Annotated in this window: 9 protein-coding genes and 1 pseudogene; all 10 read left to right on the top strand. The window is 64.1% G+C overall.

The window, feature by feature from the left end; translation table 11 throughout:
- The first annotated feature begins 9 nt into the window (after positions 1 to 9).
- Positions 10 to 1,572 (top strand): NADH-quinone oxidoreductase subunit G, encoded by a 1,563-nt coding sequence (locus tag GEMMAAP_RS09085; RefSeq protein ID WP_238588228.1) that lies wholly within the window; start codon positions 10 to 12, stop codon positions 1,570 to 1,572.
- Positions 1,569 to 2,657 (top strand): annotated as a pseudogene (gene nuoH, locus GEMMAAP_RS09080) (NADH-quinone oxidoreductase subunit NuoH); the annotation flags it as partial. The gene GEMMAAP_RS09085 and the pseudogene nuoH, both read left to right, overlap by 4 nt.
- Positions 2,658 to 2,941: 284 nt before the next feature.
- Positions 2,942 to 3,439: a NuoI/complex I 23 kDa subunit family protein gene (locus GEMMAAP_RS09075; protein WP_238588210.1), complete on the top strand. Its 498-nt coding sequence runs from the start codon at positions 2,942 to 2,944 to the stop codon at positions 3,437 to 3,439.
- A complete protein-coding gene (locus tag GEMMAAP_RS09070; RefSeq protein WP_026850806.1) occupies positions 3,436 to 3,942 on the top strand; it encodes an NADH-quinone oxidoreductase subunit J in 507 nt (168 codons plus the stop codon). The genes GEMMAAP_RS09075 and GEMMAAP_RS09070 overlap by 4 nt, the downstream gene beginning before the upstream one ends.
- Positions 3,939 to 4,232: an NADH-quinone oxidoreductase subunit NuoK gene (gene nuoK, locus GEMMAAP_RS09065; RefSeq protein WP_026850807.1), complete on the top strand. Its 294-nt coding sequence runs from the start codon at positions 3,939 to 3,941 to the stop codon at positions 4,230 to 4,232. Before GEMMAAP_RS09070 ends, nuoK begins: the two co-directional genes overlap by 4 nt.
- Positions 4,229 to 6,256 (top strand): NADH-quinone oxidoreductase subunit L, encoded by a 2,028-nt coding sequence (gene nuoL, locus GEMMAAP_RS09060; RefSeq protein ID WP_026850808.1) that lies wholly within the window; start codon positions 4,229 to 4,231, stop codon positions 6,254 to 6,256. Before nuoK ends, nuoL begins: the two co-directional genes overlap by 4 nt.
- A 3-nt stretch (positions 6,257 to 6,259) precedes the next feature.
- Complete coding sequence (locus GEMMAAP_RS09055; protein ID WP_053334533.1) at positions 6,260 to 7,834, top strand: complex I subunit 4 family protein; 1,575 nt, start codon at positions 6,260 to 6,262, stop codon at positions 7,832 to 7,834.
- Complete coding sequence (locus GEMMAAP_RS09050; protein WP_053334534.1) at positions 7,831 to 9,414, top strand: NADH-quinone oxidoreductase subunit N; 1,584 nt, start codon at positions 7,831 to 7,833, stop codon at positions 9,412 to 9,414. Before GEMMAAP_RS09055 ends, GEMMAAP_RS09050 begins: the two co-directional genes overlap by 4 nt.
- Before the next feature lie 103 nt (positions 9,415 to 9,517).
- On the top strand, positions 9,518 to 10,897 hold the full coding sequence (locus GEMMAAP_RS09045; protein WP_179947320.1) for a phosphomannomutase/phosphoglucomutase: 1,380 nt from the start codon (positions 9,518 to 9,520) through the stop codon (positions 10,895 to 10,897).
- Between the two features lie 21 nt (positions 10,898 to 10,918).
- Positions 10,919 to 13,465, top strand: a complete 2,547-nt coding sequence (locus GEMMAAP_RS09040) for a UPF0182 family protein (protein ID WP_026850810.1) — start codon at positions 10,919 to 10,921, stop codon at positions 13,463 to 13,465.
- Positions 13,466 to 13,498 lie beyond the last annotated feature (33 nt).

Below are 13,498 nucleotides of genomic sequence, written 5' to 3'. Positions count from 1 at the left end.
GACGTGAAGATGGTCTCACTCACCATTGAGGGGCGCCCGGTCACCGTACCAGATGGCATGTCCATTCTGGAAGCGGCCAAGACGGCGGGTGTGCTCGTGCCGCACTACTGCTACCACCCTGGGCTTCCGGTGGCCGGCGTGTGCCGCATGTGTCTGGTCGAGGTGGAGAAGATGCCCAAGCTGGCACCGGCGTGTGCCACTTCGGTCATGGAAGGGCAGGTGGTGCACGTGCATTCACCCAAAGCGCTGGAAGCGCGCAAGGGAGTGCTGGAGTTTCTGCTGATCAACCATCCCCTCGATTGTCCGATTTGCGATCAGGCGGGTGAGTGCGAGCTGCAGGACTATACCTTCGCGGAAGGGCGCGCGGATTCGCGGTATCGCGAACCGAAGCGCTTCAACCCGGTGGAGGATTTTGGTGGTGATGTGCTGTATGTGCAGAACCGCTGCATCCTGTGCACCCGTTGCGTTCGCTTCATGAGCGACGTGGCTGACGAGCCCGTGCTCAATGTGTCTGAGCGCGGTGATCGGGCGTTTATCGGCAAGGCGGAAGGGCATGATCTCACCAACCCATGGGCGGGGAACGTGATTGATCTGTGTCCCGTGGGGGCCTTGCTGAGTAAGGATTTCCTGAACAAGGCCCGTGCCTGGGAACTCGACCGGGCCCCCACCGTGTGCACCGGCTGCAGTCAGGGGTGCAACGCGGTGGTGGAAACGCGGGACAACGTGCCGGTCCGCCTGAAGCCGCGTCCCAACGACGCAGTGAACCAGTATTACATGTGCGAAGTCGGACGACAGTCCTACCGCGAATTCGCGCGTCGGGATCGTGCCGATCAGCCGTTGGTTCGCATCAACGGCACGTTGACGGAAGTCGATTGGGAAGACGCCGTGACCGCGGCCGTGGGCGCGTTGTCCGGGAAGCGTGTGGTCGTGCTGGCCTCGCCGAACCTGTCCAACGAGGCGTTGTTCCTGCTGGAGCGACTGGTCGCACAGTTGAATGGACAAGGTGTTTTCCGAGTCGCGCGCGGCGAGACGGTTCCGTTGCCTGGCGTAGCCGATCTCGCGCTGCGTGAAGAGCGTGCGGCCAACGCGGCCGGGGCGCGTCTGCTGGGCTTTGCCGAGGTGACCACGGTGGGCAGTGCCCTTCGGCATGATGATGCGTTGCTGGTAGTTGGGGATGCGCTCGATGGCGTCACTCCCAGCGAGTTGGCGGCGTTGTCTTCCCTCGTGTTTGTGGGAACGACCATTCCAACCGCTGTTGCCGAACGCGCGGTTGCGGTACTCCCCATCACGAATACGGTTGAGGAAGAGGGCACCTTTACCAATTTGCGTGGGCGTGTGCAGCGCTTCCTGCAGGGACGGACCGCGCCCGGTGTGGCGCGCCCATCCTGGTTTGTGCTGACCGATCTGCTGGCTGCGACCGGCGGTGCGGCGGAATTTCACCTGCCGGCAGATGTGTTTGCCGCGATGGTGTCCACGCATCAGGCGTTCGCGGGGCTCGACTACGAATCGCTGGGCATGCACGGGCTGCCGGTCCTTGCATCCGAGACTGCCACCGCTGGGGCGGCCATATGACGGCGCTGGCGATCGTGGCCGCGCTTGATGTGGCTCAACTGTTTCCGCGTGCCAACCCGCAGTTGGCTCCGGACGCCATCGGGACGTTTGTGGCCGCGAGCGTGGTGAAGATTCTGGTGTTTTTTGGAGTCTACCTGGTCACGGTGGCGCTGCTGACCTTGTTGGAACGGAAGCTGGCCGCCTGGTTCCAGGACCGTCGTGGTCCAAACCGGGCCGGTCCCGGCGGTATTCTGCAGCCAGTGGCTGACGGCATCAAGAACTTCATGAAGGAGGAGACCAATCCGCCTTTTGCGGATCGATGGCTCTTCCTCATTGCGCCGGCGCTCGCATTCATTCCCGCCATGATGACGTGGGCAGTGCTGCCATTTGCGGCCCCGCTCCCCACGCCGTGGGGCTTGATCGAGATGGCCATCGCGCCGTTGCCGGTTGGATTTTTGTTCACCCTGGCCATTTCATCGCTCGGGGTCTACGGCATTGTGCTTGCTGGATGGTCCTCCAACAACAAGTACGCTTTGCTGGGTGGGCTGCGCTCAAGTGCGCAGATGATCTCCTATGAGATCGCCATGGGCATGTCCACCATCCCGGTGTTGCTGCTGGCGGGCAATGTGTCGTTGGGCGCCATCGTCCAGCAGCAGTCGTCCATGGGCTGGAACGTGCTCTCGCTCACCATCGCGTGGTTCACGTTCCTCGTGGCCGCCTTCGCCGAAACGAATCGACTGCCGTTCGATCTTCCGGAAGCGGAATCGGAGCTCGTGGCCGGCTATCACACGGAATACAGCGGGATGAAGTTCTCAATGTTCTTCATTGCCGAGTATGCCAACATGCTGACGGTGAGCGGTTTGACCGCCGTCATGTTCTTCGGCGGATGGGATATCCCCTTCACGCAGTGGGACAATGCCGGGCCATACTCGGTGCTGAAGACCGTGGCCACGCTGCTCATGATGATTTCAAAGATCGGTTTCTTCATCTTCGTATTCATGTGGGTTCGCTGGACGGTACCGCGCTTCCGCTACGATCAGCTCATGTCGCTCGGATGGAGTGTCATGCTGCCCATCGCCCTGGCATACATCGTGGTGATCGCCTCGGCGACACTGGGGCTGGATATGCTCGGGGTAGCTCGCGGTCCCCTGTTCTCGCTGGCTTTGCTGGCGCTGAATATCGTGCTCATCGTGATCCTGCTCTCGTGGCTCGACCGCGGGAAGTTGATCAGCCCGGCCAGCGCGCGAGTGGCGCCGCTGGATCTCGAGCGCCTGCGGGCGCGCGGGTTGGATCTGTCGCGCCGGCAGTTGGTGGCGCAGCACACCACTGCAACCGGGACGCCAGCCGTGGCGACTGCAGGACAGACCCTGATTGCCGAAGGAGTTGACTGATGGCCATCGGCGTGAAGGTCATGGAACGTCCATTGGAGCGGGTGAGCTACGTGCGCGCCACGCTCAAGGGCATGGCCGTGACGCTCAAGCACCTCGTGGATCCGCACAAGGTGACGATGGAGTATCCGGAAACGAAATGGGATCTGTCGCCGCGCTGGCGGGGCACCCATCGCATGCTCACCACTGAAGACGGCAAGGCCAAGTGTGTGGCCTGTGGCCTCTGCCCGACGGTGTGCCCGGCCAATTGCATCAAGCTTACCCCTGGTGAGGACGAGCAGGGGAATCGCTATCCGCTGGTGTTCGAAATCGACGAGTTCCGCTGCATCTTCTGCGGCTACTGTCAGGAAGTGTGTCCGGAAGAGGCGATCCATGTTGGACGCCATTACGAGAACGCCGAGTTCGACCGGGCGTCCTTCGTGTACGATCTGGAGCGCCTCATGGCGCAGACGCACCCGGTCAGTGAATTGTGGGATCCTGCGGACCCGAAGGGCGAATGAACGGATTCTTCGAGTTCCAGTTTTACCTGTTCTCGCTGCTCGCCGTGGCCTCTGCGTTGCTGTTTGTCACGCGGAAGAACCCGGTGCCGGCGGCGTTGTGGCTGGTAAACGTCATGTTCGCGTTGGCAGGCCTGTACGTCATGCTCGACGCCCCGTTCATCGGCGCGATTCAGGTGTTGGTCTATGCCGGCGCCATCATGGTGGTGTTCGTCTTCGTCGTCATGTTGCTCAACCTCGGGCACAGTGAAATCTCCGATCTTCGCAGCCTCGGCTCCCGATTGGGCGCCGGGTTGGTGGGCATAGCCTTGCTGGCCAATCTGTTGGTGGCGCAGCGCAACCGCCTGCCGCGCGTGCCGTCGTCTCCAGCGTCGGACAACGTTGTTGAGCCTGTGGCGGCATCGCTCTTTACGGACTATCTCGTGGCCTTTGAACTCACCAGCCTCGTCCTGTTGGTCGCCGTGATCGGAGCCGTCCTCCTCGCCAAGAAGCGGGTACAGGCATGATCACCGAAGCCCTTATCGTGTCGGCGATCCTGTTCGTGATCGGTGTCGTGGGGGTGCTCACCCGGCGCAACGCCATCATCCTGTTCATGTGCGCTGAACTGATGCTCAACGCCGTCAATCTGAGTTTTGTGGCGTTCGCCAAGATGCATAACGTGACGGGGCAGGTGTTCGTGGTCATGGTGATGACCATCGCGGCGGCCGAAGCGGCGGTGGGACTCGCCATCATCATTTCGATCTTCCGGCACTTTGGCACCGTGGATCTCTCCAACCTCCGGACGCTGCGCGGATGATCGCCACCTTGTTGCCGATCCTGATCCTGCTGCCGATCCTCGGCTTCGTGATCAACGGCGCCATCGCCCTGATGACCAAGCCCGCGGACGGTTCAACGGTCGTGACGACCGCGCGCAATCCGGTCGTGACCATCCTTGGCCCCGGGGTGATCATTGCGGCGTTTGCATTGGCCGTGGTGTTGTTCATGCGTGTTCGAGTGGGCATTCCTGGTCCGGTCGTGGTCACGCTCGGTCAGTGGATGGTGGCCGGCACGCTCGCCGTGGACTGGAGCCTGCAGCTGGATCAGCTCTCCATGTTGATGGTGCTGGTCATTACCGGTGTTGGCTCACTGATTCATCTGTTCTCCATTGGCTACATGCGCGATGACGCGGGATACGCGCGGTACTTTGCGTATCTCAACCTGTTTGTCGCATTCATGCTGGTGCTGGTGTTGGGGGGCAGTTACCCGGTCATGTTTGTTGGCTGGGAAGGCGTCGGGCTGGCGTCGTACCTGCTCATCGGCTTCTGGTTCACCGAAAAAGCCAACGCGGATGCGGGCAAAAAGGCGTTTGTGGTGAACCGCGTTGGTGACTTCGGTTTCCTCGTGGCCATGTTCCTCATCTGGACGACCACGCAAACGCTGGACTTCGTGGGAGCGCATGCCGCCTTGTCGACCATGGCCGGCTCGCCGGTGGTGCTGGCCATTGCGCTGTTCCTGTTCGTAGGCTGTGTGGGCAAGAGTGCCCAGCTGCCGTTGTACATCTGGTTGCCGGATGCCATGGCGGGCCCAACGCCCGTCTCGGCGCTCATTCACGCGGCCACCATGGTGACCGCCGGGGTGTATCTGGTTGCCCGTGCGGCCCCCGTGTTCTCCGGGGCTCCTGAAGCCTCGCTGGTCGTCACTTTGGTTGGCGCGCTGACGGCACTGTATGCCGCCACGATTGCCCTCCGACAGTGGGACATCAAGAAGGTGCTGGCCTATTCCACCGTGTCCCAGTTGGGGTACATGTTCGTAGGCGTCGGCGCGGGGGCGTATACGGCAGGCGTGTTCCATCTGGTCACCCACGCGTTCTTCAAGGCGCTACTCTTTCTCGGGGCTGGCTCAGTGATTCATGCCATGCACCACGCCTACCATCACACGCATCGCCACGACGACCCCCAGGACCTCCGCAATATGGGCGGACTGGCGAAGTTCATGCCCGCGACGGCGACGGCCATGACGTTGGCAACACTGGCGATCGCCGGGATTCCGCCGTTGTCCGGGTTCTTCTCGAAAGACGAAATCCTCGCGTCTGTCATCCTGAGGGCTCAGGGATCTCCGCTCGCTACGGCGTCGCTCTTTGGCATTCCTGGGCAGTCGCTGTTGTATATGGTCTACGGCATGGGGGTCCTGACGGCCCTTCTTACCGCGGTTTACATGACGCGGATGTTGCTGCTCACCTTCTACGGCGAGAATCGCACCGGCGAGTCCGAGCGTGCAGCGCTCCACGAGGCGCCCGCCATCATGACGGTCCCGGTGTTGGTACTCGCGCTCCTCACCGTGGCCGGCGGGTGGCTCAATCTTCCGGCGCTCCTCCCGCTCGGACCGGTCGGTGCCCTTGAGCATTGGCTGGAGCCGGTGACCGGGGCGAGTACCAAGATCCTGGGCGGCACGGGCCACCTCTCGCACAACACCGAGTGGATGCTGGTAGGGATTGCCACGGGAGTGGCCGTGGTGGGCATTGTGATTTCGCTGGTGCTTTACCGCAAACCGATGGCCAATAAGACGGACTCGCCGGTGGACACCAGTCTGCTGGCCCGGGCGTATGGTGTCGATGCCCTGGTCGACACCCTCATCGTTCGCCCGGTGCAACTGGTGGCCAGTGTGGTCCTTGATCGTGGGGTCGATCGTGGGGTTGATCGCGGCTTCAGCGCTGGCGGCTCACTGCTGGCCCGGACCGCGTCGCTCATGGGCGCACGACTGCAAGATGGGGACGTAGGCAAGTATGCCTGGATGCTGGCGGCAGGCGCGCTGGCACTCATTGCGGCGCTGACGCTGAGCTGACGTATGCGAGAACTCCTGTTGTCGATGGGTGTGGACCGCTGGGTGCTTCCGGCAATGCTGTTGTGGCCCATCGCTGCGGCCGCCTTGGTTCGCGTGCTGGGTCGGGATATCGCCCGGGATGAGAGTGGTGCGGAAGCGCCAAGTGGTGGTCCCGATGCCCGGGTGCTCACGCTGGGCGCCCTGGTGATCGAGGCTCTGTTGGCCGTCGCCCTCTGGGGCCTCTTCGATGCCTCGGAACGTGGTTGGCAGGCACGGGTGGACCTTCCTTGGTTGACCGATCTGGGCGCGACGTTCAGTGTGGCCGTTGATGGCCTGTCGCTCCCCATGGTGCTCATGACCGCGATCGTGGCCCCGCTGGCGCTGCTCGGGTCATGGAACAACGTGCGCACGCGAACGCCGGCGTTTGGTGCACTCGCTCTGCTGTTGACCTCCGGGTTGATCGGCGTGTTCGTCACGCTTGATCTGCTGCTGTTCTATCTGGCGTGGGAGCTGATGCTCATCCCCACCTACCTGTTGGTGGGTGTCTGGGGAGCAGTGGGTACCTCGCGGGCCAGCTTGCGCTATGTGCTGTTTACGCTGGTTGGCTCGTTGCTCATGCTGGTGGCGATCATTGCCCTGTGGAATCTTGGTGGCGGCACATCGCTGCACCTCGATACACTGCGCGACGTCGCCCTGTCACCGCGAACGCAGCTGTTCATGTTCCTCGCCTTCTTCTCCGCTTTTGCGGTAAAGTCGGCGCTGGTGCCGTTCCACACGTGGCTCCCGGATGCGCAGAGTGCGGCGCCCACCTTCGCGGCCGTGACGCTGGGTTTGAAGGTGGGAGCCTATGCAATCCTGCGGTTTGCCATTCCGCTGTTCCCGGCGGCCGCCTCCCACGACGTGGTGCGCGGCACCATCCTCGTGCTGTCAGTCATCGCGGTGCTCTACGGGGCGCTCATGGCCATGGCGCAGAGCGATCTGAAGCGCCTCATCTCCTACAGCTCCATCAGCCACCTTGGCTTCATCATGCTGGGCAGCTTTGCGCTCACCCAGCAGAGCGTCCAGGGCGCCGTCTTGAGCATCGTCAACAGTGGCGTCTCCACCAGTGCGCTGTTCCTGATGGCCGGCATGCTGGAGGATCGCACCGGGACGACGGACATGCGCGCATTTGGTGGCCTGGCCCGTGTGGTGCCGTGGTTCAGCGTCATGCTGACCCTGGTGATGCTGTCTACCGTTGCCTTGCCCGGGACCAATGGGTTTGTCGGGGAGTTCCTGATTCTGCTCGGAACCTACGCGGACCTGCCCGTCTTGGCGGTGGTGGCAACGAGTGGGGTCATTTTTGCGGCGGCCTACGGCATGCGCGCATTGCAGGAGCTGTTGTTCGGGCGGCTTGATGTGAGTACCAATGGGGCGATGGCGGACCTCTCGTCGCGGGAGAAACTCGTCATGACGGTCTTCGCGGCCGCCATCCTGTATCTGGGCTTTGTGCCGCAGCAGGTGCTCCAGCGTTCTGAACGTGCGTCTCGTGATCTTGTGGAGTCGGTACGATTTGGTCCGAATGCGCCGACGCTCCTTCCCCCTGTTTCGCTGAACCGATGAGCGAGTTGATGTCTGGCGGCGCGCTGCTGCGCGCGCTTGCACCGGAGCTGCTGCTGTCGGGCGGTGCGATGGTGATGCTTCTGGCCGCCGTGTGGCACCCGCAAAGCCAGCAGGTCGGCGTGGCCGAAGGCGCCGAGCGCACCTCCACCCTGTCGCGATTCGGCATCGTCCTGTGTCTGCTCGTGGGGCTGGTAGTGGTCATCGCCTGGGGAGACGGCGCGTCCGGCACTGCCGACCTGCGCATCGCCGGCGATGGGTTCCGGTGGGCCATTGACCTGGTGATTCTGCTCGGAACGATGCTGGCGCTGGTGCTCATGGAGGCTGACCAGCAGCGCAGCAGCGCCTTCAGCCCGGAAGTTCCGGTGCTGGTGCTGCTGGCAGCCGTTGGCATGATGGTGCTGGCGGCGGCTCGAGATCTCATGTTCGTATTCCTCGGCATCGAACTCATGTCCCTCGCGGTCTACGTGCTGGCCGGAGTGAATCGGCGCAGCAAGCGGGGGGCAGAGTCGGCCGTCAAGTATTTCCTGCTTGGTGCCGTGGCCTCAGGATTCCTGCTGTACGGCATCGCACTGCTCTACGGTGCGACTGGGAGTACGCGACTGGTGGACATCGCGCAGTGGGTTGGCGCGCATCCCACGCTGACCCCGCTTTTTGTCATGGGGGCGGCCTTGCTGTTGGTCGGGTTTGCATTCAAAGTGGCGGCAGCCCCGTTTCATCTCTGGACGCCGGATGTATACGACGGGGCGCCGCTCCCCATCGCGGCGTTCATGTCGGCGACGGTGAAGACCGCCGCGTTTGCGGTGTTCGCCCGGGTCATGGTTGAGGCGCTGGGATCGGCCGCCGCCCGGTGGCACACCGGACTCTGGTGGCTGGCGGTCGTCACCATGGTCGTGGGCAACGTGTTCGCACTGTCGCAGCGCAACCTGGTGCGCCTGTTGGCCTATTCCAGCATCGCCCACGCGGGCTATTTGTTGGTCGCCATCGTCGTGGGTGGAGCGCCGGCCACCACGGCGATCGTGTTCTACATGGTGTCCTATACGCTCGCGACGATGGGCGCCTTCGGCGTGCTGGTGGCCATCAACAACGGTCGCGATGCCTCGCCGACGGTGGACGATATCGCCGGACTCTGGCTGGTACGTCCGTGGCTGGCGTCAGCGATGGCTGTCTACCTGCTCGCGTTTCTTGGCATGCCGCTGGTTGGTGGGATGGGCTTCTTTGCCAAGTGGTATGTGCTGCAGGCGGCGTTGCAGGCGTCCTCCCCGCAGACCATCCTGGCGGTGGTGCTGGTCATCAGCAGCGCCATCTCCGCCGCGTATTACCTGATGGTCATTTCGGCCATGTTCATGCGCCCGCGTCCGGAAGGACAACCGGTGCCGGCCAGCGCTCCCACGCTCCGCTCGCTGATCACCATCACGGCCGTCGCGTTGCTCGCCTTCGGGTTGTATCCCACCCCCGTGGTGCAGCTGGCACGACAGGCGTTGACCAGCAATCAGGTCGCGCCGCTCATCCCCGCCGCGCCAATTCCTGGCGGCCCGCGGGTGCAGGCCGCCGGGTACCTGTTTCCAGACGATCGGCCCTAGGCGCTGAGAATCGGCTCCGTCGGGAGCGCTCCCGCTTGCGCCTCCAGCGATAGTTTAGACGGCGACGCGAATCCTCCATTCCTTCCCACCTGTTCGCCACGGCATGAGCATCAGTCAGACCATTTTCCGGCAGTACGACGTTCGCGGTATTGTGGGCACCGACCTGACCGACGAAGTCGCGTACGGGTTGGGGCGCGGCTACGCCACGTTGCTGGCTGCTCGCGGAATCTCCGGGGCGGTTGCCGTGGGTCGGGACAACCGCCCGAGCGGAAATGCGCTGCGTGATGCCCTCGTACGCGGGCTGACCGAATGTGGGGTGGATGTCGTGGATGTCGGGGTGGTGCCTACGCCGTTACTCTACTGGGCGTTGCACCACGAGCATGTCGTGGGGGGCATCCAGATCACGGGCTCCCACAACCCGCCGGAGTACAACGGGTTCAAGATGTGCCTGGGCACGGCATCCCTGCACGGGGCCGACATCCAGACGCTGTATCAGTACATCGTAGCCGGGCAGCATCCGTCGGGGCACGGGCAGGTCCGGCATGCGGAAGTCATTGATCGGTACGTCGAGGACATCGCCACGCGCATCGGTCGACTCACGCATGCAGATGGCCGTCCCATGCGCATCGTGTACGATTGCGGGAATGGGGCAGCCGCCCTCGTGGCGCCACAGCTGTTCGCCGCCCTGGGCGTTGACGGCGTTGGGCTGTTCACCGAGAGCGATGGCACGTTCCCCAACCATCATCCCGATCCAACCGTCCCCGAAAATCTCGAAGACTGCATTGCCGCGGTGAAGGCCAGCGACGCGGAGCTCGGGGTGGCGTTTGATGGCGACGCCGATCGCATTGGGGTCGTGGACAGGAACGGCCGCATCATTTGGGGAGACCATATCCTCATTCTCTACGCGCGCGATGTGCTGGCGCGGACGGGAACCGGGCAACCCATCATCTTCGACGTCAAATGTTCGCAGGCGTTGACCGACGAAATTGAGAAGGCGGGCGGCACAGCGGTGATGTGGAAGACGGGCCACTCGCTGATCAAGGACAAGATGAAGGCGATGCACGCCCCGATTGCCGGGGAAATGTCCGGGCATATGTTCTTCACCGAGGGGTTCTATGGGCACGATGACGCGCTGTACGCGGCGGCGCGGCTCTTGCGCATTGTTGCCGATAGCGGACAGCGGATCGACGAACTGCTGAGCGATGTCCCCCCGTTTGTGTCCACGCCGGAAATCCGGATCGATACGGATGAGGAGACCAAGTTTGCCGTCATGTCGAAAGCGGTGTCGCATTTTGCCGCGTCGTACGAGGTGATCGACGTGGACGGCGTGCGTGTCCTGTTCGGCGACGGGTGGGGGCTGTTGCGGGCCTCCAATACCCAGCCCGTGATTGTGGCGCGCTACGAAGCGCGGACACCGGAGCGGCTGGAGGAAATTCGCGCGGTCATGGAAGGCTGGGTGCGCGAACAGGGCGTGTCCCTCTGATTACCCGCCGGAAGCACTGACATGGGCGCCCGGGCTTGGCTGCTCATCGGTGCGGCCATTGCCGCCGTGCTCCTCCTTGTGGGGCGCACGGCCACGGCTTTGGTGGTTGATCATGCATGGTTCGCGTCGATCGGTGCACCGGCGCTGTTCTGGGAACAGGTGGTCGATACGCTGTTGCTGCAGGGGGGCGCATGGGTGGCGGGATCGCTGTTTGCCTTTGCGAATCTGCATGCCGTTCGGCAGACCATCCATGCCGTGGCCATTCCCTCACGGGTGGCGAATATCGAGCTGACGGCCATGGTCCCCGGCAAACGACTCCTGTCGGTGACCATTGTGTTGGCGCTGCTGGTTGGCGCGGTGCTGGCCGTGCCGCTCACCAACTGGGAAACGCTGGCACTGGTCCGCCACGGGCTGCCGTTCGGTGAAATTGAAGGGATCTTCGATCGCGATCTCGGCCACTACGTCTACTGGCTGCCATTCGAAGAAACGCTATATGTGTGGTCGCTGGTGAATGTGGTGTCGCTCACGGCCATGGTCCTGGTCCTGTACGCCCTCACCCGGTCCCTCCGCCTGGAAGGACGCCGACTGGCGGCCTCCAATCATGTGCGTCGGCATCTCAGTGTACTCGGCGCGCTGGTACTCCTGCTGCTGGCGTGGAGCTACCGACTGGACGGCTTCGACTTGCTCTTGCAGGGAAGCGGACCCGACGGACTGTTCCTGCGGGTCGATCACCGCGTCACCTTGCGCATGGATGCCGTCCTGTCGTACGGGTCGGCCATCGCCGCGCTGATCATTTTGCGAACCGGGTGGGCGGGACACTTGCGGGCGGCGTTCGTGACCCTGACGATCGTGCTCGTCGCGGCTGTTGGGCTACGGCATGTGGTGCCCGCGGTGTTGGCGCGCGGCGATCTTCTTGGGGACCCCGCGCGACGCGATGGGGATTATGTCGCGGCGCGCGCGCTGTACAGTCGCCGGGCGTTCGATGTGGACGCCATCCGCCTGGTGGCTGCAGACACGGGCGTGGCCGCGCCCGTGCCAACCAGGACCGCGACTCTCCCGCAGCGGACCAGCCTGTGGGATGCGCTGACGCTGGCGCAGGGGCTTGGAGAGGCGGCCTCAGGGGCGCCCCGCCCGGGAGTAGCACAGGGCAGCACGGCGGCCCCCTCTCTGGTCGATGCGGCGGCTCCCGGATGGGCGATGATAAACGGGCGACTGTCGGCGCTGCGCGTTCTTCGGCCACTGTCCGATGTGGAACCGTGGAAACTGTCAGTCGTGGACGCGACACACCCCGTGGTGCGCGACAGCACCGTGGCGCCGTGGGGTACCGCCGACGAAGACGCGCGTGGTCCGTGGCCGCTTGTCGGCCCGGGGGTCCAGGGCGCACGCTTGCTGGATGCCGCGGACGCTCCGGAGGTGCAGGGGGCGATGCTGGACACCCCGCAGGCGCGGCTCGCCCACGCCTGGGCCATGCGCGACCTGGCCCTGCTCAAAGCCGATTCGGTCAGCGGGGCGCCGTTGCTGGTGACCCATCGCGACGTGCGTGAACGCATTCGGCGACTGGCACCGGTGTTTGTGCAGGGGGCGCACGTGTATCCCGTCCGCGACGGGGATCGCCTCTACTGGATCCTGCATCTTTACAGCGCGTCAGATCGCTATCCGCTCAGCCAGCGATGGCAGGTGGCCGGCGGGATCTATTCGTACTTCAAGCGTGCCGCCACCGCGGTGGTAGACGCTGGCACCGGGCGGGTGCGCCTGGTGGCCGCGCCACGTCCCGATGCCCTCGCGCGCACCTGGATGGCCCGTGTGCCGGCGGTATACTCTCCAGCCTCAGCGCTTCCGCTCTCTCTTCTGGCCGCGATCCCCCCGGCAACCGACGGGGCGATCGCGCAACTGCGCACCTTTGCCCGCTTTGGCTCGCGGGCAGATGGCTCTCAGCAGCGCCATTTCCCGGACAGTGCGTTGGCGGGAGGAGAGCCGGCCCCGTTTCTCGTTGAGCAGGGAGCCACGACACGTCTGGCTTGGAGTGTCGCACTCCTGTCCGCGAATGACGACGTGGCGGGGGTGGCCACCGTCACCGGTGGCGCGGACCAGATGGTGTGGTGGAGCCCCGCTGCCGCAGGAGGGCAACGCTGGCCCACACTGCTGGAGCGCCTCCGGGCCTTTAGTGACAGTGCGCAGCCGGCGCCCGCCGACAGCGGCCGGCGTGAGGCGCGCGTACGTCTTGGACGCGCCGAACCTCTGGTCACGTCGCGCGGCCTGCTGCTCGTGCAGACCGTGCAGCTGACACGAGGTGATGGCCGGCTGGTCCTGGCGCGCGTGTTGGTAACCGATGGGGTGGCCGTGGGGGCGGGAGCGACGCTGGCCGACGCGCTGACGATGTTGGGGGAGCGTGTGTCGGGTGGCCTGCTCCCCGGCTCACCCGCCCCGGTGGTCGATTGGGAGGGCACCGATGATGTCGCCGCACGTTGGTACGACGCGATGCGACACGCGATGAAACAAGGAAACTGGAGCGCGTTCGGGGCGGCATTTGACAGCCTCGGACGGGCCTTGGGTAGACCGCCGCAGTGATTGCGGCCGGGAAAGTTGTCGCCGGTTCACGGC

This window comes from Gemmatimonas phototrophica (assembly GCF_000695095.2).
GTDB classification, from domain to species: Bacteria; Gemmatimonadota; Gemmatimonadetes; order Gemmatimonadales; family Gemmatimonadaceae; genus Gemmatimonas; species Gemmatimonas phototrophica.
Note: the sequence above shows the minus strand (reverse complement) of the source record. Positions and strands in the feature narration are given on the sequence as shown.

What these genes read in the sequence shown, in the direction of transcription:
- GEMMAAP_RS09075 (WP_238588210.1), top strand. Translation starts at nt 2,942, where the DNA reads ATGGCCATCGGCGTGAAGGTCATGGAACGTCCATTGGAGCGGGTGAGC.
- nuoK (WP_026850807.1), top strand. Translation starts at nt 3,939, where the DNA reads ATGATCACCGAAGCCCTTATCGTGTCGGCGATCCTGTTCGTGATCGGT.
- GEMMAAP_RS09045 (WP_179947320.1), top strand. Translation starts at nt 9,518, where the DNA reads ATGAGCATCAGTCAGACCATTTTCCGGCAGTACGACGTTCGCGGTATT.
- GEMMAAP_RS09085 (WP_238588228.1), top strand. Translation starts at nt 10, where the DNA reads ATGGTCTCACTCACCATTGAGGGGCGCCCGGTCACCGTACCAGATGGC.
- GEMMAAP_RS09040 (WP_026850810.1), top strand. Translation starts at nt 10,919, where the DNA reads ATGGGCGCCCGGGCTTGGCTGCTCATCGGTGCGGCCATTGCCGCCGTG.
- GEMMAAP_RS09055 (WP_053334533.1), top strand. Translation starts at nt 6,260, where the DNA reads ATGCGAGAACTCCTGTTGTCGATGGGTGTGGACCGCTGGGTGCTTCCG.
- GEMMAAP_RS09050 (WP_053334534.1), top strand. Translation starts at nt 7,831, where the DNA reads ATGAGCGAGTTGATGTCTGGCGGCGCGCTGCTGCGCGCGCTTGCACCG.
- GEMMAAP_RS09070 (WP_026850806.1), top strand. Translation starts at nt 3,436, where the DNA reads ATGAACGGATTCTTCGAGTTCCAGTTTTACCTGTTCTCGCTGCTCGCC.
- nuoL (WP_026850808.1), top strand. Translation starts at nt 4,229, where the DNA reads ATGATCGCCACCTTGTTGCCGATCCTGATCCTGCTGCCGATCCTCGGC.